This is a genomic window from Acinetobacter sp. PW68, from assembly GCF_020982655.1.
In the GTDB taxonomy this organism is placed as follows: Bacteria; Pseudomonadota; Gammaproteobacteria; order Pseudomonadales; family Moraxellaceae; genus Acinetobacter; species Acinetobacter towneri_A.
The window spans coordinates 353,388-374,705 of the sequence record NZ_JAHZSX010000001.1 but is presented as its reverse complement, the minus strand read 5'-3'; the positions used below and the strand labels follow the sequence as shown (position 1 = coordinate 374,705).

Annotated in this window: 13 protein-coding genes; 9 read left to right on the top strand and 4 right to left on the bottom strand. The window is 42.7% G+C overall.

Annotation, left to right across the window (positions count from 1 at the left end; translation table 11 throughout):
* Positions 1-602: 602 nt before the first annotated feature.
* From recD to K1T76_RS01675, 3 genes are all read right to left on the bottom strand, one after another.
* Positions 603-2,387, bottom strand: coding sequence for an exodeoxyribonuclease V subunit alpha (gene recD, locus K1T76_RS01685; protein WP_230243939.1), 1,785 nt, complete (start codon positions 2,385-2,387; stop codon positions 603-605).
* A 67-nt stretch (positions 2,388-2,454) separates the two neighbouring features.
* Positions 2,455-6,222 (bottom strand): UvrD-helicase domain-containing protein, encoded by a 3,768-nt coding sequence (locus K1T76_RS01680; protein ID WP_230243938.1) that lies wholly within the window; start codon positions 6,220-6,222, stop codon positions 2,455-2,457.
* On the bottom strand, positions 6,219-9,959 hold the full coding sequence (locus tag K1T76_RS01675) for an exodeoxyribonuclease V subunit gamma (RefSeq protein ID WP_230243937.1): 3,741 nt from the start codon (positions 9,957-9,959) through the stop codon (positions 6,219-6,221). Before K1T76_RS01675 ends, K1T76_RS01680 begins: the two co-directional genes overlap by 4 nt.
* Before the next feature lie 229 nt (positions 9,960-10,188).
* Between K1T76_RS01675 and K1T76_RS01670 the strand changes: the two genes are divergently transcribed.
* Positions 10,189-10,698: a hypothetical protein gene (locus tag K1T76_RS01670; RefSeq protein ID WP_019836062.1), complete on the top strand. Its 510-nt coding sequence runs from the start codon at positions 10,189-10,191 to the stop codon at positions 10,696-10,698.
* A gap of 50 nt (positions 10,699-10,748) precedes the next feature.
* Here the strand turns inward: K1T76_RS01670 and pap are convergent, their stop codons facing one another.
* A complete protein-coding gene (gene pap / locus K1T76_RS01665) occupies positions 10,749-12,167 on the bottom strand; it encodes a polyphosphate:AMP phosphotransferase (RefSeq protein WP_230245604.1) in 1,419 nt (472 codons plus the stop codon).
* Positions 12,168-12,358: 191 nt separating this feature from the next.
* Here pap and K1T76_RS01660 point away from each other — a divergent pair, with 191 nt between their 5' ends.
* From K1T76_RS01660 to K1T76_RS01625, 8 genes are all read left to right on the top strand, one after another.
* Entirely contained in the window at positions 12,359-13,060 is a 702-nt protein-coding gene (locus tag K1T76_RS01660; RefSeq protein WP_230243936.1) for an FFLEELY motif protein, read from the top strand.
* A gap of 171 nt (positions 13,061-13,231) precedes the next feature.
* A complete protein-coding gene (ubiE, locus tag K1T76_RS01655; protein WP_019836065.1) occupies positions 13,232-14,176 on the top strand; it encodes a bifunctional demethylmenaquinone methyltransferase/2-methoxy-6-polyprenyl-1,4-benzoquinol methylase UbiE in 945 nt (314 codons plus the stop codon).
* 11 nt (positions 14,177-14,187) lie between these two features.
* Positions 14,188-14,883 carry a ubiquinone biosynthesis accessory factor UbiJ gene (locus tag K1T76_RS01650; protein ID WP_230243935.1) on the top strand — a complete coding sequence of 232 codons (696 nt, stop codon included), beginning with the start codon at positions 14,188-14,190 and terminating at the stop codon, positions 14,881-14,883.
* Positions 14,884-14,896: 13 nt separating this feature from the next.
* On the top strand, positions 14,897-16,516 hold the full coding sequence (locus tag K1T76_RS01645; RefSeq protein ID WP_019836066.1) for an ABC1 kinase family protein: 1,620 nt from the start codon (positions 14,897-14,899) through the stop codon (positions 16,514-16,516).
* Positions 16,517-16,724: 208 nt separating this feature from the next.
* Complete coding sequence (locus tag K1T76_RS01640; RefSeq protein WP_230243934.1) at positions 16,725-17,804, top strand: patatin-like phospholipase family protein; 1,080 nt, start codon at positions 16,725-16,727, stop codon at positions 17,802-17,804.
* Between the two features lie 125 nt (positions 17,805-17,929).
* The gene (hisIE, locus tag K1T76_RS01635; protein WP_230243933.1) at positions 17,930-18,712 is read left to right on the top strand and encodes a bifunctional phosphoribosyl-AMP cyclohydrolase/phosphoribosyl-ATP diphosphatase HisIE; all 783 of its coding nucleotides are present in this window, start codon (positions 17,930-17,932) and stop codon (positions 18,710-18,712) included.
* 26 nt (positions 18,713-18,738) lie between these two features.
* Positions 18,739-20,241 carry a UvrD-helicase domain-containing protein gene (locus K1T76_RS01630; protein ID WP_019836069.1) on the top strand — a complete coding sequence of 501 codons (1,503 nt, stop codon included), beginning with the start codon at positions 18,739-18,741 and terminating at the stop codon, positions 20,239-20,241.
* Between the two features lie 362 nt (positions 20,242-20,603).
* Positions 20,604-20,870 carry a hypothetical protein gene (locus K1T76_RS01625; RefSeq protein WP_019836070.1) on the top strand — a complete coding sequence of 89 codons (267 nt, stop codon included), beginning with the start codon at positions 20,604-20,606 and terminating at the stop codon, positions 20,868-20,870.
* Positions 20,871-21,318: the final 448 nt, after the last annotated feature.

The following is a 21,318-nucleotide window of genomic DNA, read 5'->3' as shown; positions in this document are numbered from 1 at the left end:
AAGGAAAATAAATATACAATTGTATATCATTGATAATGCGTCACATTTTGCCAACTACTTTTCATCCACTGGAATATTTTGCCCTTAAAATAAAACAGCCCGAGCAGAGCTCGGGCTGTTTTTGCGCTGTAGTTTCTTGTCTTGTTATTCTTATTGTTTTGTTTATTGTAGTTATTTGCGCGTTTTCGCGTCTTTTTCTCTGAACATTCCTGTTCTGGGTTTCACTTCCTTGTGTGGTAGATTTTGCCATAATACAAAAGTCAAAGAAGTCGTATTTCTCGTATCTACTTGTAAGCTTTTTCTTACACCAGCTAAACTTTGTCTGTATTGTACAAGTCAACAAAATCTACAGACATAAAAAAGCCCTGTAGTCTCTCCCAAAACTACAAGGCTTAGCGGCTGTAAGTTTCCTCTTTTCACTCACGTCCTGTAAGTTCGCTGTCGATCGACAATTATCATTATTATTCTGCGATTGTGCTCAAAATCCTTATTGAGCTTTTTGTGTGAAGTCATCTTCTCAAAAAGTTACTGAAATCTCTATGCGCAAATTTCTCGAATCAATGTAAGCTATTTCGTACAAAGCCACCCATTGCTTATTTTTCTTAACAATTTAAAACGTCATCAATTCTGGCTAACAAACCACTGCTACGACGGGTGCGAATAGTCAAAGCTTGCTGCAAAGCTTGTACATCGACCAACAAACTCACCACTTTTTTAGCACGGGTAATGGCAGTGTAGATCAGCTCCTTACTCAGCAAGTTTTTTGCCGAAGCGTCTAACACCACAGCGGTATGAGTAAATTCAGAACCTTGCGATTTATGAATGGTAAGCACAAATGCAGTTTCAATATTCTTAGGCAGGCGAGTTGCAGGCACCCATTTGTTTAAGCTTGGAAAATACACTTCAAACTGGCGCTGATCATGCTGCGCTCGCATAAAACAGATGCCAATATCACCATTCGACAACCCCAGTTGATAATCGTTATAGGTCATCATGACGGGGCGTCCTACATACCAGTCACCATGTTTTGTTTGTTTTAACTGTTGCAACAAGCGTTTTTCAATTTGCACATTCAGTTGTTTCAGACCTAAATGTCCATGACGAATTGCGGTTAAAATACGGTAATCATCAAATACATTCACGACATCTGTAACATACGCTTGAAATGTTGTACTGGATTGTTCTAAGCCCAAGGTATGTGCTTTTAATACCGCCACATAAGCCTCATAACCATACATCAGCTGATCATAATAACCATCCAAATCTGTTGCAGACATTGGACTGCCTTGACTAGGTAGATATTGAAGCTGAACTTCATCGACCTGTATTTGTGCTAAATTGATTTTGCGCAACTCGGTTGCAGCAACTACCTGTTGTTCAAACTCAGCCAAAACCTGTGCAAGGGAATGCTCTTGCTGAATGAATTTGGCCATTGCGCCAATTTTAGCCCCTTCGGTAAAACGGCGTGTAGTGACTAAATTGACACGGTTATTTGCGAGTTCAGGCACTTGCTGTAAATCGGCCAATACCTTACCAACATCGACTGAAGCCAGTTGATTAGCATCACCCAACAGAATTAAACGCGCCTGCGCAGGAATAGCGGCCAATAACATCTGTGACAGGCTTAAATCCAACATCGAAGCTTCATCAACCACAATCACATCATAAGGTAAAGGCTGTTTGGCGTGAAAGCGTGGCTTGCCTGTATTGCCCAAGCCCAATAAACGATGCAAGGTCACAGGTTGTAATTGACGCAAGGCATCGACATTAAACGCTTGTAAAGCTTGACTATTTAAAGCATTTTGCAAGGCTTCCTGCATCCGCTGTGCCGCCTTGCCTGTAGGAGCCGCCATCGCAATTCGAATATTGGGTAAAGCTTGATTGAGCACCGCAATAATATGCGCCAAAGTATAGGTTTTTCCTGTACCTGGCCCGCCTGTAATAATGCTCAAACTTTGAGTTGCCGCAGTTTGTAACGCTTTTTGCTGCTGTGGATCTTGCAATAAATTAAGCTGATCGGTTTGTAATTCAAATGACAAAGGTGCCTGCGCCTGAATCCGTAAAATATCGTTGGCGACCTGATGTTCCAGTTTCCAGTAGCGATACAAATACAAACGCTGCCCGTCAAATACAAATGGCGCAATTTGTGGATCAGGATTTAAAGCGCCGCGCTGCAAGTTCATGTGCAAATGCTGCAATGCCGCCACTTGTTCTGCAGTTGCAGGAATACAGCTATCGCCTTGCTCAATGGCATCGAGTACCTGTTGCATCAAAATTTGTGCTGAAGCATCAAAAGCGACATTGCTAAACGGCTGCTGACACAGGTAATTCATCCACGCCTGCATTGGGGTTTGCTCTGAATTTAAGTGAATATGCTTGTTTTCCACACAGTTATCCTCAAAGTTATCCACAGGATAAGCAATTGTTTTATTAAGTCGATAAGCTAACTTAGCGTTATTTTTTAAGTTCAAAGTAACCCAATATTTGATCTAGTTGCAGAATAAATTCCGCATCTGGCCGCCAATGACAAACCCCTTGCCCTGCTTGCCCCTGCATACCACGCAAATACAAATAACTGGCTCCACCCAAATGTTGCCGAATATCATAATCTTGCAAACGACTGCCCAAATAACGGTGCAACGCCACCAAATACAAGGCCGCTTGTAACCAATAACTCGATTGGGTCATGTTGTGTTCAAGGTTGGTTTTTTCATAATCGCGCTGATCGGCACCCAAATAATTACTCTTATAGTCGGCAATGTGATAACACTGCCCATCAAAATAAACCAAGTCAATTGAGCCTGTCAGATAACGTGCAGTAGCGGCTTCATTTAAATCTTGAATAGGATGACCCACATCTTCAAACAATTGCTGAATCGCTTGAATAAATAAACGCTGATCTGCCAACGCCAAATAGAATGGAAACTCTGATAAATAATGTGCTGTAGATAAAGCCGAGAGCTGGAAAGTATCGTGCAAAGGCGTATTCAACACATCCTTCAGCCACTCGGTCATGTGCGCAAAAATATCTGCTTCCTGCACAGTCGCGCTGCCTTTGGCAGTGTCGAGTTTTGCAATCAAATCTACCAATAACACATCTGAATTAAACTCTTTGTCGTTATGAAAACGGCGTTTGACTTCTTCAAAAATGTCATCATGACTGGCTTGAAAGTCGATATATTCAAAGAGTTTATGTAAAAAACTCCCCGCTTGAGTACCACGCTGAAAATTAGCTTTGATCCATGCAATCGGTTGAGCCACCTGTACGATTTCCTGTTCCGTTTCGACAGGTTCCTGATTGATTTCGTCGGCAGCAGCAGCCTGCTCCTCGCTTGCCAATGCCAAAGTATCGCTACGCATGGCGGCAGGTAAATGTTGTGCCAAGCCACTAAAACTGGTTTTGGTTCGTGGATAAAAGCGACGCTGCGGAAAATCTGCAGCTTCAATCTTAATTTCTTGCACTTGTTCAAGTTGTAATGCTGCCGCTAATTGTGTCAGAGGTGCTTCATCACAGCTCCATGCTGCTGCAATTTCTGCTGAACTTGGCGCTTGTAAACGCCAGACATTTAAACCAGCAGATTTTGGTGCAGCCTCTTTTTTACCTTCTTTTGCAGGCGTAGGCTGTTTTAGCATCGCATAGACCCGGTAACTGGCACGGGTGAGTGCCACATACCAAAGCCGATTCAACTCTGCCAAACGGCGCTCACTGTGCTGCTGCATTGCTGTGGCATCTATGTCTTTATGTTTAATGGCAATGATACGTTGCTCAATACCTTGCTCTTCCTGCGTTGCAAACACCAAAGCAGACTTGTCAGATTTGGGCGGCTGATCTGCCGACATCAAAAAGACCACTTTAAACTCCAAGCCTTTGGACTGGTGAATGGTCATCAATTTCACGCCTGCCGCATTAGAAAGTTTTCGTTCAATTTCCCAATCGCGTTTGGCAGGTGATTCAACTTGCTGTAAATACCAGTAATACAGCATGTAAGCCCCTTGATGGCGTTCACTTTGACGACTCAGCAATTCGGTTAAATGGCGTAAATTCACCACATGCCGTTCATTGTCAAAACTGCGTTTTGCCACCAAATTTTCCCAAATTTTAAATAAGTTCAGGCAGTAATTCCATGCGGTTAAAAAGCCTTTATTGACCCACATTTCACGAATGCAATCGAAGTCATAAATAAACTGACCCAAACCTTGTTGCTCAAGCTCAATCAACTGTTGCAGGTTATAGCCCAACAAACGTGTCAGCAAGGCACGCTTGACCTTGGCTTCATCATAAGGATGTAAAATTGCGGTTAAAATTGCCGCCACATCTTTGGCTAAAAAGCCTGTAAAAACACTGCGCTGACTACTTCTATTAACCTGAATTCCAATCCGTTCAAGCTCGTATTGGGCTTGGTCAAGCTTTTTATGACTGGTCGATAAAATGGCAATATCATCGGCTTGCAAAGCAACTTTGCCTTCAGAATGATCAAAATATAAATCGCCTGCGATACCTTGATTTAATAACTCACGAATTTTTCGTGCAATTTGAATGGACTCATCCTGTTCATGTTCCACTGTTACCCAACGCAGCGGTGCGGGATTGGCCTGTTGCCGATCCATTAAGGCAGGATGAGGACGTGAACCAGCAATAACAGGATCATAAATCACTTTTTCACCAAAAGCGGGTTGGCGTTGAAATAACTCATCCACCACACTGACCAGCTCTTTCACTGAACGATGATTTTGTCTGAGCGAGTAAATGCGACCTTGTTTTTTCAGCACATCATCGCGGGCATTGTTATAGGTCAGCATATCACCACCGCGGAAACCATAAATCGCCTGCTTAGGATCGCCCACCATAATCATACAACCACGCGCATACCACTTCGGATTACGCCAAATTTGTGCCAGCATGTCATCTTGATCTTGGTTGGTATCCTGAAATTCATCCACCAAAATCAGTGGATAACGCGTATGCACAAACTGTGCAAAACGCTGCCCACGTTCTCCCTGCAAAGCTTCAGCTAAACTGCGAATTTGTTGGGCAAAAGTGGTTTCCCCTTTTTGCTGTAAAAGTTGCGGTAAACGCTGTTTGACGTGTTGTACCAAATAGAATTTTAAATTGGTATCCACCAATTCAATTTGACGCTCAAAATTAAGTTTGGCATCCACCACTGCTTTAATTTTACGGATCACAGGATGATCAAAAAAAGCATCTTGCACCTCTTGCGTACATGGTGCTTTCGGATTGTTAAAAATTGATTTCCTGAGCTTACCGTCTTTAGTGAAATAAAGTGCAAAGACCGCATTAAACAACGCAGCAAGATGTGAATTAAAAAAATGTTCTAAAGGATTGTGCTTAATTTTTTCAATCAGTTTTGGCAAAGCATCCGTAAAAATTTGATGTATTACAGCCCCTTGTTCACCTGCCACAACCTTAGAAAAACCAAAAGTATATTCACCATCATAATATTCTTTTAATTCTTCAATTTGTGGGATGGTGATACTGGTTAAATTCTGCAACGCCTCTGCTAAATCTTGTACCTCCAATTGTGCCTGATCTATGCCCTGAATCTCTGCCGATGCAAAATTCAAACTGGTATTGACCAGCCCCTCATAGTCTGCTGCCGATTTCAACCGCCCACATAACAACATATAGTCCACAACATGCTGAGGCTGTGCCTGAATCCATTCACGCAGCACATCATGCAGCAATTGTTCGGTATAAACCGATGCTTGGTCGGTAATATTGGCACGCTCAATTTTGCCACTTTCAAAGGAAAATTCACGCAATAATTTTTGGCTAAAGCTATCCAATGTTCCGACAAATAATTCATCGAGTTGTGCAATCACCAACCTCAAACGTGAACTGGCATAGTCCAGTTTTAAACGATATTCCTGCAAAATATGTTTGAGTAAAGGATCTTGTAGTTGTGCAATTTTCTCTGCAAGGGCGCGTTGATCTAAAGACTGGTTTAAACACTGGTCGATATATTGTTGGGTTTCAAGCAAGCGTGCACGAATACGACTTTTTAGCTCGGCTGCGGCGGCACGGGTAAATGTGGTCGCAATCACTTGATTAGGCAAATAATCTTTCAGGAAAATCCGCACCATTAAACTCGATAAAGTATAGGTTTTGCCTGTACCTGCCGATGCTTCAATCCAATGCAAACCTTTAAATTGCATCTGTTGAATTGGGTCATAACAAATTGGGAATGGGCTCGATGAGTTCACGCAGATTCCCCTTGTTTTTGAAGATTTTTCGCAGACTCATAATTTTCAATGATGGGCTGATACAGTCGATGGCTATATTGCTTAAACGCCTCAATCAACAACGGTTCAGTTTCACTGTCTTGAAAAATAAATGCCCAGTCTGGGTGGTTTTTCTCACTTTCATCAATAAAACCTCCCCAAGCACCGTCATGCCAATGTTTTACGAAGCTTTCCATATTCAAAACCTGATCGGACTGAGCTTCATCCCATTGGATTTCAAATTCTTTTTTATCTTTCATTTTTAAAACTAAAGCCGCAGGCAATAACACAGGATATTGCTGTGCGTGTTTCCAGAACTCAAACCACTGGGCTAAATACTCGTGTGCTTGCTGTGCATTGATATTGGCAAAATGAATCACCGCATCTTTACACACCACAATCCGCTCTAAATCTTGTTGTTCTGTATTCTGATAGACCACCCAGAACAGATATTCCAACCACACTTCGGCATATTTTCTTGGTCTGGCACTCGCTGCCACCACGCTACACCAAAGCTTTGTCGGCTGTTCAGGCACTTGAATACGGATATGCAAATGTGGATTCATTTTCCATAGCTGTTGCGTTGTTGCGGTTGCTTCATCTGCAAATTGCTGCAGTGTGTCACGTAAATATTGCTGTTCTTGCAGTCCCGTTTGAAACGTGGCATTTAAGGTTTTGCCCACAGGCAAGGTATCTTGCAACAAGCTTTCTGCATCTTGCTCGCCATGTTGCAGTAAAAAATCACGCACACTATATTTTTCCAAGCCATTTAAAATCAGCGGCTCGTGGTTCATTGCAGCAGTGTCGGATTGTAAATTTTCGACCCCAATCGCTTTTAAATAGGCACGCGCAGGGAAACACACATCTCGAATCCATTGCATACTGTCTAAGACCACCACATCTTGCGGCAATAATGGATATTCTCCAAACCATGCTTCACGTGGTGTGGTTTCTTGCTGCATTTGTTTAGCCACCCGATACCATTGATCTTTAAAGCGAACTTCACGGCTTTCAGCAAAACGCAGCTGATCGAAAGGTTGCAAACTATGTAAATAATAAAGAGATTTCAATTGCGCAGGAATTTCGACACCATTCAAGTTTAAGCGTGAATCGCTAGCGCCATCAGGATGTTTCACAATCAATGCCAAATGCTGCACAAATTCCTGCACCACCACGGATGGATCACGTACCTCACCATCGCTGACATCAAAACCGTTATAAAATAGCCAAACACTGTCTTGCGCCAACAATAAACTGTCTAAAAATGCCCCCTGATCATCCTCAATCCGTGAACGATCTCCCAGTTGTGGTTTTAATAATTGCATCAAATCAAAAGCCAATTGCTGATCACGACTTGGGAACACGCCATTATCCAAATTCAACATCACAATCAGCTTATATGGCAGTGGACGAATTGCACCAATTTGGCTAAAGGTAATGGCGCCCGATGGGCTGGCTTGTTCGAGTTGGGTTTCGAGCTGGGCTGAAATTTCTTGCAGAATATAATCGAGCGGTAAGCTTAATTGACGCAAATCTTGACCCGATTGTGCATCAAAATAACTGGCTAAGGTCAACATACGATCATGTTTTTGCACCAAACTAAACACCGATGCCAACACATCTACCCCAGCATCCTGAAATTCACTCAAATCTTGCATCAGTTGCTTGAGCCAATATTCCACCGTTTTGGCTTGCCCCAATTCATGCTGAATCAGCCAATCACGGCGCTGTGCAAAATCCTGATAAATTTGAATCAGTTTAAAGATCAACTCAAAATCGCTGCTTTGCACATCAGCATAACTTAAAGTGTGTTGAACCACGCAATGCTCTGGCACTGCAACGCCCAAAGCCAAACGATCTAAAGCAAACTTTAAGCTAAACCGATAATCTTGATCATCTGCACTCAGACTACGTTTTAAATGCTCGGCATCCAAACCACGTTTAAAACCCGCATTGGCCAACAACTCATTCATGCGCTCAATATTATTTAAATTCAAGGCGTAACGCTGTTGTGTCGCAGCCAAACTCAACCAGTCGCCAAACTCTTCAAAGCTAAAACGTCCTTGTACCAACGTGATACGCCCAACCACTGCTCGCCATGCATTATGAATATCTAAAGAGCTGATGCCTGCAATTTGAATAGGCAAATACACACTGTCTTGAGTCAGTTGATGCCCTAAAGTGGCTTGATTTTGCTGTGCTTTTTGTTGTCCTTTCTGATAAAGATCACGCTCACTTGGCGGTGCAGCAAATACGCTGCGAATTAAAGACTCTTGTTCTTTGAGTTTCGGACTCAATACCAAAATATCACTGGCTTGGCGGCTGTCATCTTGTCCAAGCCACGCAATTAAATGATCTTTGAGAACCTCAAGCTGACGTAAACTTGAATGGCACACATGAATCTGCAGTGACTCATCGGCAGGGTCTAAGTCATACGCCTGCGCGGCTGGCTCAACCAAATTCAACACATCCGATTGAATTTTACCCAGTAAATGTTGCGGCTCTTCTTCAGGGAAAAGATCGTACCACTCGCCTTCGTCACCACTCGATAACGCCGCCAACAAAGAAAAGTGATCCCGCGCCTGTTTGCCAAAACGTGTTAGCAAGGGATGATGTGACTCACGCATATCAGCATTAAATTCACCATTATATTTTTTGATATACGCAGCAATATCATCATCACTTACCGCTTTATTTTGACTTTCCATCTCACGAATAAAACGACTTTTGATTCGCGCATCCATGTTTAATTTCCATTTAGGATCGACCATGTCTGCCCAATATTCTTGCGATGGGTTGTAATGCAGAATAAAAATATCCATATACTGTGCCAAACGGCGAATAAACCACAATTGACTTGGCGGCAAGTCTAATAAGGTAAAAATCACCAACTGTTTGGGTAATTTGTTCATACACGGATTTGGATTTTCAGGATCGCCCAAGGCTTGCCAAAATTGCTGGTCAATCTCCTGCATTTTTTCGAAATCCGCATGAAAAATATGCGACCATAACCAACTTTGCCATTGCTCTAATTCTTCGGCTTGCGCTTGAGTAAATGCAGCTATTTCCAATGCCGCTTGTTTTTCTTCTTCACTCGCAAAGTTTTTAGGGGTATAAATTTGCTGCTTTAAATTCAGACGTTTCTGCTGCCCCCAAACCGCCAACCAATTGCTTTGGCATTGGCAGACTCCCTCGCAGCCTTTTTGACAAAAACCACGATAAACCATGTAATTGCTAAATAACCGCGAAACTTTATCTGCCACCCAATACAGCATATTTTGCTTTTTAAGCTGCTTTTCTAAATCTTGTGGCAACTGCTCTGCACTGTCATAAATTCGTTGGATCAAAGAATGTAAAGCATGCTCGGCAGGCAATGGATTTTGTTCATGTTGTATCCACGGTTGCAAGTTATAAAACACACGCCATTGCATCACAATACGTGGAATATTTGCCTGACGAACCCGATCTTTATCATCTAAAACTGCCTGATAAGCCGCCCATTGAAAGGCACGAATACGATGATGAAATTCAGTATTGGCACTAATGCCTTTTTGTTCAGCAATTTTTTCCGTTAGCCATTTCTCTACAGCTAGCGAAGGTACAATAAAATGCTGAGTTTGTAGGACCTGAAGCGGATTTGATGTCGGTTGACGTATGGTTTTCAACATTTCATTGACTAAAACTTCTATACGTTGACTTTGTATGACATGAATCGCCATCAGCTGCCCTTAAATTTATTTTAAAATGAAAGTACGAGAAGGCAGTTGATCTGTCACTCGCCCAAGTACAACAAAAGAATAAAGATTATTGGCTATACACTTACAATGGTATATGCCACTTTACAAGCATACTTTTATTGCCTACTTTTTTCAAAATTGCTTTGAGCAAAGTAGTTTATTTAGCTTTAGCATACAGCATACAATTACTCGCCAATTTAAGGTTGTACCTATGATAAAAAGAGAGACAATTCCAGACAGCATTGATCCAAGCCTAGACTTAGAAAAGATTCGTGCAGAATGCTTAGAACTGGTCAAAAAACGTGCCTATTTTTCAGCAGGCGCAGCAGTCATTCCTGTGCCATTTTTGGACGTCATGATTGATGTGGGCATCTTGTCGCAACTGGTTCCAGAAATTAATGCACGTTTTGGCTTATCTCCTGAGCAAATCAGTGTGTACGATCCTGAAACCCGAAAAGTCCACTGGAGCGAATTACGTAAACGCGGTGTAGAATTTTCAGGTTTAGTCGTAGCGCGCACTGCAGTAAAAAAATCTCTGAATAATGTCGCAGCCAAATACATCACCAAACAAGTCACCAAGTTTATTCCATTGGGTGGTCAAATGGTGGCTGCAGGGTTAGGTTATTTTATTATGAAAAAAATTGCCGAAACGCATGTTGAAGAAAGCTACAAACTGGCAAAAAGCATTCAGCTTAAACAAGCCAAAGTTGTGAATGCTTAATTCTTAAATCAAGCTCACTCAACACACAGACTTTACAGCCTCAAGGCAGATTATTCTGCCTTGAGTTGTTTCAAGATTGTTCTTAAAATTTCCAAACGTGCTGCATTTTTGTCATTACTTGGAATGATATGCCACGGTGCATATTCAGTACTGGTACGTTGCAGCATATCTGCCGCAGCCACCAAATAATCATCCCAGCGGCTACGGTTACGCCAATCTTCATCTGTAATTTTAAAACGCTTATGTAGGGTTTCCTGACGTGCTTTAAAACGCAGCTCTTGCTCATCTTTACTAATGGCTAACCAAAATTTAATCACGACAGTTTGATGGTCATTTAAATCTTGTTCAAAGCGGTTGATTTCGTCATAGGCACGCTGCCATTCCAGTGGACTAATCAAACTTTCTACACGTTCCACCAATACCCGCCCATACCAAGAACGGTCAAAAATATTGATTTTTTCTTCAGGCAGAATTTTCGTCCAAAAACGCCACAAATAAGGACGGCTGATTTCAAAGGCTTCAGGGGCGCTAATGGTATAAATTTCGTATTCACGCGGATCCAGTTTTTTTACAATCCGCTTAATCGCGCCGCCTTTGCCTGCAGCGTCCATCCCTTCAAAAACAAGGCTGACATTACGGTTATCAAAACGCAGTGCATCTGCCACTTTTTTAGTGAGTTTCTTTAACTCTGCTTTATAGTCATCATCACTGACCGATTCAGATACAGGGTTAAGTAAAACTTCAGGAATTTCTGCAGCTTGCCAAGTAATCCCCGAACTGGTTGGATGCACAGGACAATGCTGTAATGCACGTAAAATATGCTGTGCAAATTGCTGATCGCGGATGGTTTCATCTTCGCAATCAATCATAATCCAATCATCGGTAAAGCGTTGGCGCAGCTTCTGTATATTGTCATATTGTTTTTTATTGCGCCAATCCAAACCGTGCAATTTATGCCAATGCACTTCGCTCGGCTCCATATCATCCAGTCGTTTTTGTAATGATTTCCACGATAAATCGAACCAGATTTTGATGACATCCACATGATTATTTTTTAAGTCTTCTTCATAGGCACGCATTTTTTCAACATAATTATCAAACATCGTGTCATCAATTTGTTTGGACACATGCATGGCTGTGCTTAATAAGTCACTATACCAGTTGCCAAACATCAACATGATTTGACCTTCGGCAGGAATAAAACGTGCATAAGGCTGCCAAAATGCCTGTTTGGGATTAAACGGATTGGGAGCATCGGCTTTTACCCTTAAATAACGCGGATCGACCCATTCTCTTAATTGTTTAACCGCCTCACCCTTACCTGCCAACTCAATACCACTTACTAAAATCAGCAAGCTTTTGGCATTTTTTTCACCTTTGGTATTTTTTAAAGCATATTGAGCTTCAATGAGCTTGACTGAAAGTTGTTCTTCTTCCATGAGTTTAAATTCAGTATTTGCTTTTGACATCATCTGCTCTGTTCTTGTGTTATTGCATCAGTATACAAATTTCGACCCATTTTTTTTAAACTTTTGGCATTTTTTTGTAGATTCATCTCACACACTGACCTCTGCCATTAGGAATTCTGTGCAATTTGTCATAGCGAGAAGCCCAAACTCACATTAAGATTTGCCCATTCAACTCAATCATGAGACACCCTATGTCTAAACTTGCTGCTTTAGATAAGCTATTAGAACTGTATTATCAATTTAAATATCATAAAAATCCTGTTTTATTTCAACGCCTACAAGATGTACAAGCATGGCAAAAGCAGCGTATGCAACGCACCCATGCCACACAGTTTACCGAAAAGCACAATGTCTTAATGGCTGAATATTTTTTAAATCGCTTATATGGTGGCCCTGATTTTGACGCTTTGGCAGGTCAAATTGCCCGCCTATTGAAATATGCACATAAAGCTGAAAAATACATTCCTGAAAATGCAATCAAAACAGGGACATCAGGAGTGAGTCTGGCGATTTTAGCGGTGCAGTTAGATGAACAAGTCGCGATACAATTGCTGCAGGACTATCCTGAAAATATGCCTTTAAATGATGAGATGATGCGTCTGACTTATTTAAAGCTTGATCAGGGCGAAGCGCGCTTACAGCAACTTAATATGTTAGATGAATTGGGTAAAAACCTAGATAAATATATGCGCTCTTTTGTGGTCTATACCGCTTTCAAAATGTGTAAAGGCGCAGCGCAAAAATACAGTTTTCAAATTATGTATGAGTTTATGCAAGATGGTTTTTTAGCCATGAAACCATTAAAGTCTGCAGAGAAATTTGTGAAACAATTTACTACTACAGAACGTGAAATTATTGCCAAAGTGCATGCGGGTGATTTGCATCCATTTTAATAATCCAAATGTGTGAAATAACCAACACTTATGCCGCACACTTACGCAATCTTTGGTTTTTTCTGTATATTATTCATAACAATTGCATGATGATTACTGTACAAGTGCTTAGAATCTGTCATCATGCATACACTGCAGCCTTAAGCCTTTTTATCCTGAGGAGTGACTCCAATGTCGAATGAAAATCAAACGCCTACCGCTACTCCCGAGTCGGCACAACCAACAGACAAAGTGAGTCCATTCTTAACCGAAGCTCTACCACAAGGCGCTCCACAAGGTCAGCAACAATCTTTAGAACAAAAATTAACGGACACACCTGTCACAGGTTCAGTGCCAAAATATAATTTGCCGCGCGGCGCCAATACAGGTAATGTCGGTGCAACCACACACTTCGGCTATCAAACCGTTAGCAGTGAAGATAAAGCCCACAAAGTCGCTGAAGTCTTCCATTCGGTTGCAAGCAAATACGACATTATGAATGACTTAATGTCATTTGGTATTCACCGTTTATGGAAGCGTTTTGCAATTAATATGTCAGGCGTACGCCGTGGTCAGCGTGTACTGGATATTGCGGGTGGCACAGGTGACTTAGCTAAAGTGTTTAGCCGTGAAGTTGGCCCTACAGGTCATGTGGTACTGTCAGATATTAACGAATCTATGCTGAATGTTGGGCGTGACCGTCTCATTGATGCAGGCTGTACCAATGTAGATTTCGTACTGGCCAATGCCGAAACTTTAGAACCTTTTGAAGACAACAGCTTTGACTTGCTGACCATTTCATTTGGCTTGCGCAACGTGACCGATAAAGATGCAGCCTTAGCCGCAATGTATCGTGTACTTAAGCCAGGTGGTCGTTTATTGATTTTAGAATTTTCAAAACCTGTCTTTGAGCCATTCTCTAAGCTATACGACCTATATTCATTCACGGCATTACCACTCATGGGTAAAATTGTCGCAAATGACTCAGAAAGCTATAAATACTTGGCTGAATCTATTCGTATGCATCCTGACCAGCGTACCCTCAAAGGCATGATGGAACACGCAGGCTTCCAAAACTGTGATTACCACAATCTTACGGGTGGTATTGTGGCGGTTCACCGCGGCTTTAAACTTTAAGGTTTTATGCTATGTGGTCGATTCTGGCACTCGGTGCAGTTGAACGATTAATTCATCATATGATTGATCTGGATGCCATTACTCGCATTCAGCTCAATGAGTTGAAAGGCAAAATGTTGCGTGTGGTGATTGACTCGCCACAGCTCTCTGTCGATGTGTTTTTTGACGATGGCAAGGTTCGCCTGGAGCCGACGCCAACAGGACACACTGAAAGTGTATCCATCTTTGAACAACGCACATTCGAGCAGCAGTCAAGCATGAATGAAGCAACGGCGACCTTGCATGTAAAAAATGTGGTTGAGCTGATCAAACTGCTATTGGCTGAAGATGTCGGTAATATCCCATTGCAAGGTGATTATCATCTTTTGCAAGATATTCAGCGTATTATGCAGCAGGCTGAACCAGACTTGGCCGCACACTTAAGCCCGTGGATTGGCCCTGCTTTGGCGCATGAAATTGGCAAAATCCAGCTGGCACCGAAACATTTAAAACGTTCTTTAGAAAGTTATTTATTCTTTGCTGAAGATGCGTTAAAAGAAGATACTGGCTTATTTGCTCCACGCTGGCAAATGCATGATTTGCAGCAAGATACCCGAATTTTCAATCAAAATTTAGATCGTGCCGAAGCCAAAATTCGACAGCTACAAGCGCAGCTTGATGCACAGCCAGATACCGCTTCTGACACCTTAAATTCAACTCAATCCTAGGGAATAAGTCTTTATGATTCCGCATGTTTCACGTTTACTCGAACTTTGGCGCATTGCCGCGCACTATAGACTCGATACGTTGTTTCCTGCGGAAGAACTACCAGAAAAAGCACGTCATGCGCTCAGTTTTATTCGCATGCACCCTGCCGCTTGGTCAAGTAAAGAACGTAAAAACCCGCTGAAGCTCAAAGAGGCTTTAGAGGAAATGGGACCATTGGCGATTAAGCTCGGGCAATTGCTGTCTACGCGTCGCGACCTGATTCCACCTGAGGTTTTACAGCAATTGGTGTTGCTACAAGACCGTGTCAAACCATTCGGGTCTGACGTGGCACAAATGCGAATTCAGCAATCGCTCAAGGCAGACATCAACACCCTGTTTGCGCGTTTTGATGAGCAACCCTTAGCAGCAGCCTCTATTGCGCAAGTCCATACCGCTGCCTTGCATGATGGTCGTGAAGTCGTAGTTAAAGTCACCCGACCCGATATTCGCCAGCAAATTCTGCAAGATTTCGAAATTCTGGAATGGCTTGGCGCAGCACTTGAAAAACGTCTAGAAGCAGCACGCGCTCTACATTTATCTGAAATTATTCAGGACTATCGTCAAATTATTCTTAACGAACTCGATTTAACCTTAGAAGCCAACAACACCCGCCGCATGCGTCACTACTTTACGGGCTCAAGCATGATGTACGTGCCTGAAGTCTATTTGGACAGTAAAGATGTGATGGTGGCAGAACGCATTACAGGTGTGCCGATTTCCGACACGGCAACCTTTGATCGTTTGGGAATGGATCGAGCCGATTTGGCAGAAAAAGGTCTCACCATTTTCTTTACCCAAGTGTTCCGTGACAACTTTTTCCATGCCGATATGCACCCTGGCAACGTCTTTGTGGAAACCATCAATCCGAATAATCCACGTTTTATTGCGCTAGATTGTGCGATTATGGGCGAGCTATCTAAGCATGACCAAATGACCGTAGCACGTATGTTGCTGGCGGTGATGAACAGCAACTTTATGCAGCTGATTCAAGTGGTGCACCAAGCAGGTTGGATTCCACCTGGCACGGATCAAGATGCCCTCGCCCGCGAAATGCGTCGCACTGTTGGGCCAATGGTGTCTAAACCGATGCACGAATTGGACTTTGCAGGCATTCTGATTCAGGTCATGGATATTGCACGTCGCTTCCATTTGGAAATTCCACCGCAATTGATGCTGCTCCTGAAAACGTTGGTGCATGTTGAAGGCTTGGGCACAGACTTATATCCTGAACTGGATATCTGGAAACTGGCAAAACCAATTTTAACGGATTGGATTAAAGCCAATATGAATCCAGTCAAAAATGTCAAAGAAATTGGACAGCAAATTCCAGACCTATTATTGGGTGCGCAAGACTTACCAAGTTTAATGATTGACAGTTTAAATGGTTTAAAAAACCAATCGGCTTGGCATTCCAAACAATTGCATGAATTACAAAGCATGCGTCTGCAAATGGAACATCAGCAAAAACGCAGTTGGATTTTTGGCAGCATTATGGCGATTTTCCTATCGATTGCGATTATTGCACCGTGGTATATCTCTATTGTTTTAATCGCGTTGGCAAGTTTTTTGGCGATTTGGCGTATGGCTAAATAAAGCCAAACGTGTTGATAACGTATTAATAAAACAATATAAAATACTAAAATCCTGTTTAAAACAGGATTTTTTTAATCGTGCTGATTCGCCCTGACTCACCAAAAAAACCATAGCATGACTCATCAGTCACCAAGTGATGCCTCTCGCCATTGTTGTAAATATCACCACACCTAAAATTAATGCACATTTGTAGCGTTATAGATTAAGCATGACTCAGATTTTGCATAAACGTGCCCCTGCACTCAGTATTCGCGCAGGATATTTGGCACGCCAACTGATTGAACAAGAAGGCTTACACGCCCAACATGTCGATATTATTCCAGGCGCAGCAGGCGGTCCCAAAGGCATTGGCATTCAGGGCTTAGACCAAGCTATTTTTGGCGAGTTTTTTGCCCAAGCCCCAAAGCGTCGTACCGTGGTCGGTTCTTCCATTGGCAGTTGGCGCTTTGCCAGTATTTTAGCTTGGGGCGCAAAACAAGGTACCGAGCGTCTGTCCGATTTATACACCAACTTGTATTTTCATAAAAAAATGTCGCGTCAAGAAGTCGCCGAGATTTGTCAAAATATGCTGTTTGAACTGATTCAGGGACAGCAACAACAACTGATCAACCACCCTGACTATCACCTGACGGTCATTTCAGTCAAAGCTCAGCATATTTTCCAAAGTGACCAAGCCTTAGCTTTGCTCGCTTCTGTGGCAGGAATTATTGGCAGCAATGCCATTGCACGCAAACATAACCGCTTGTTTATGCAGCGTGTCATCAGCCAACCTGCGCAAGGGCAACAGTTTATGGTTGAGGATGATTTTGTCACCCATTATCAAGCCCTAAATGAACACAATGTCGCACCGTGGCTACTCGCCTCAGCGTCTATTCCAGGGGTAATGTCTGCTATTCGTGACATCCCTGATGCACCAGTGGGTAGTTATCGGGATGGTGGCTTGATTGACTACCACTTAGATTTGCCATACCAGAGTCAGGGCATCGTGCTGTATCCACACTTTACTGACAGCATCACTCCAGGCTGGTTCGATAAAATGTTGAAAAACCGCAAGGCCAATCCTGAAAATCAGGCACGTACACTTTTGCTATCACCTTCGGCAGAATATTTGAGCAGCCTGCCTTTAGGCCGTTTGCCAGATCGTAAAGACTTCACTTTAAAAGGTCTAGATCAAGCGCAGCGAATTCGCTTATGGAAACAGTCCGTAGCGGAAAGCCAACGTTTGGGTGATGAATTCTTGGAAATGGTGGAAAAACAAAACTTCCCGCAGTTTATGCAAACGCTTTGACAGCATAAATCTAGCAAGATAATTTAGGTAAATTGTCCTGAATCACGTACACTATAGGGACGATGCAAAATCGTGCGCTCAGAAATAGCATCCATACAATTTAAATTAATTTTGGTGAACAACTCATGAATAACTTGCAATGGCTCGATGAAGTAAAATTTAACGAACAAGGATTAGTGCCTGCCATTGCACAACATCATCAAACAGGACGTGTGTTGATGGTGGCGTGGATGAACCGTGAAGCATTGGCACTGACTGCCGAAAAAAATCAGGCAGTGTATTTTTCACGTTCGCGAAATAAGTTGTGGCACAAAGGCGAAGAATCTGGACACTTTCAAACCGTGCATGAGATTCGTCTAGACTGCGATGCCGATGTGATTATCCTACAAATTGAACAGCATGGCGGCATTGCCTGCCACACAGGTCGTGAATCTTGTTTCTATCGCAAACTCACAGCCAACGGCTGGGAAATTGTAGATGCACAACTGAAAGACCCAAATCAAATTTACGGTAAACAAGCTGCCAATGCCCACACGCAGGCCATGAGTCAGTCTAAGGCACAAGCTGAACAGGTTGAAGTTTTGGCCTATTTAGGGCAAATGATGAGCGAGCGTAAAACCGCCAATCCTGACTCTTCTTATGTAGCAAAGCTGTACCACAAAGGCTTGAACAAAATTTTGGAAAAAGTCGGTGAAGAAACCGTAGAAGCCATTATCGCAGCCAAAGACTTCAACACCGAAGCCAATGCCAACAATAAAAATGACCTAATTTATGAAGTGGCCGATTTATGGTTCCACAGCATTGTGATGTTGGGTTATTTCGACATTGAGCCGCAAGTGGTACTGAATGAATTGGCACGTCGTCAAGGCTTATCTGGCTTAGTTGAAAAAGCCAACCGCAGCCACTAACGCTTAATTAAAACCAACGCTGATCTGTGTCTGTCATTATCAAGCCCAGCCCGACCTATGAGCAAACCACTGCCATAGACAACGCACGTCTGGGTAAATCCTTTAAAGTGATTGCCTATGCAGGCACAGGTAAAACCACGACCTTACAAATGATCAGTGATGCCATGCCTGAGCGGCGTGGCATGTATTTGGCTTTTAACAAAGCCATTGCCTCTGAAGCACAGAGTAAATTTCACCGTCAGGTCGATTGTCGCACTTTCCACTCGCTTGCTTACCGCAGCGTTCCACGTGGAGTCACCGACAAATTACGTCTGCCACGCTTAAGCCCTAGCTTTATTGCCAAAGAGTACCGTTTAGAGCCAATTACCCTTAGACGGATGATGGGCGGACGTTATGAAAAATATGTGCTGATGCCAAGTCGATTAGCAAGCTTGGTCGCAAATGCAGTCAGTTATTTCTGCTCGACCAGTTCACAATACCCTGCCCCACGGCATTTACAAGCACCTAGTTGGTTGCACCCAGACGACATCGACACTTTACAAAAACATCTTTACCCTGCGGTAGAGCGGCGTTGGCTGGAGTCGATTGACCCCAATCATCAGGCTGGTATTGGGCACGATATTTACCTCAAACTTTGGGCTTTGTCTGAACCGAACATTCCTGCCGATTATGTCCTGTTTGATGAAGCGCAAGATGCTGACCCGCTCATGTTGGGTATTTTACTCAAGCAACGCAATACGCAGGTAATTTATGTGGGCGATGCACACCAGCAAATTTACGCATGGCGTGGTGCAGTCAATGCCATGCAACAACTGCCCTTGCCTGAATCACGCCTGACCACATCTTTCCGTTTTGGTGAAGAAATTGCGCTGACGGCCAATGCCATTTTAGGCGGACTGAATGAAACCGTGCCACTCTTGGGCAATCCAGAATTACATTCCAAAGTGGTCAACAAACCGCATACCAAAATGCGTGATGCGATTTTATGCCGTACCAACGCCCGTGCCATGGAACTGCTACTGGCAGGTTTGGTGCATGGCGATAAAGTCAGTCTGCAAGCCGACCATGTGCGCTTAAACCGTTTTGTGGATGCTGCCGCAATGCTCAAACAAGGCAAACGTGTGACCGATGTTCCTGAATTGGCATGGTTTAACTCTTGGCATGATGTACATGAATATTGTGAAACCCACGATGGCAGCGATATTAAGCCTTTAGTCAAACTGGTGGATGATCATGGTACTGATCCACTCAAACGAGCGTTGGCAAAAATCACCCCAATTGACCAAGCCGACTATATTATTTCGACAGCGCATAAAGCCAAAGGTTTAGAATGGAATCGGGTACAGATTGAAGACGATTATCAATTTAAACTGAACGACAAGGACCATAAAATTAGTGATGAAGAATTAAGACTGCTGTACGTGGCATGCACACGTGCTAAAGTCAGCTTAAATATTCATCATATTTACGATTTGGTACAACAACTGAAAATAAGAATGCCGACATCGTTACGCAAAGCGGTGGGGTAATAGCAGCAGGTGCGCTATGAAAATTGCATCGGTTCATTTCAGACACATCACCTATTTTACAGCCCCAAAACTTTAACTCAATGCTCACGACTTGCCCATTACGCTTATTTTAGCCGATCAAAGCGCTGACAAAACTCGTTGTTAAAGTCTAGTTATCAAGCCACACGCAAATTGAAAGTACCCATCATGTTATATCCGTGTCGCGAGGGAAATGGCATTTTGGTGATTGACTAAATGGATCATCAACTCGATCAGTAGCAAGCAGCACAAATACTGACCCGTCTATATCAAGCTTTTCCTCCGCTTAAAAATTGCGACCACAGGCAACCACAGCGAACTTTTGGAGAATCGGAACGCTTTCTATGTTAAAACTGGGACATCAACCGTTACATCCCATCGCATGGCAAAGTTTACAACCGCAATTTGCAGAAATTTGTGCCGATGTGTTGGAAACCACTCACAGGGCAGAAGAAGTCAGCCTACAAGAACAAAATCAAACGCAATTAGGCACGGCTGAAATTTGGCAACAGATTCAACACCATTTAACTGCCGAACAAAAACAGGAATTGCTACAACGCTTTCAACAATTGGATAGTGTGCCAGCGCCTGATCAATTGCCTGAATCTTAATTGCCGAAGTCTTTCAACGCATACTTGGACAAAAAGCAAGGAAATACTTTATCCCGCCTATATCGGACGGTATATAATGACTTTGCTGAATGAAAAAAAATTGATGTTGTTTTATTCATGTAATAAAATCAGATTAATTTTGAACTTTTATAGTAAAATCCGATTTTGCTGTAGTGTCTAAAGTTGCGCAATACAACTTTTTATATCTTGAATAGTGTCTAATGACCTTTCAAACGCGGTGAGAGCTGTAAAAAAAATGCGGTCGATGTAGATCAACTTCATCCATAGTTCAACTAGGTTGTAAATTGACACATCTCCATATTTTTAACACAGCTTTAACCAAACCCAGCACAACCTAATTCGCTGCATCGTCAGCGAAAGATCAGCATATTTTTGCTGCTTGAGCCGCCTAGCCATGTAAAATTATTTTTGCATGATCTTGTTTTGA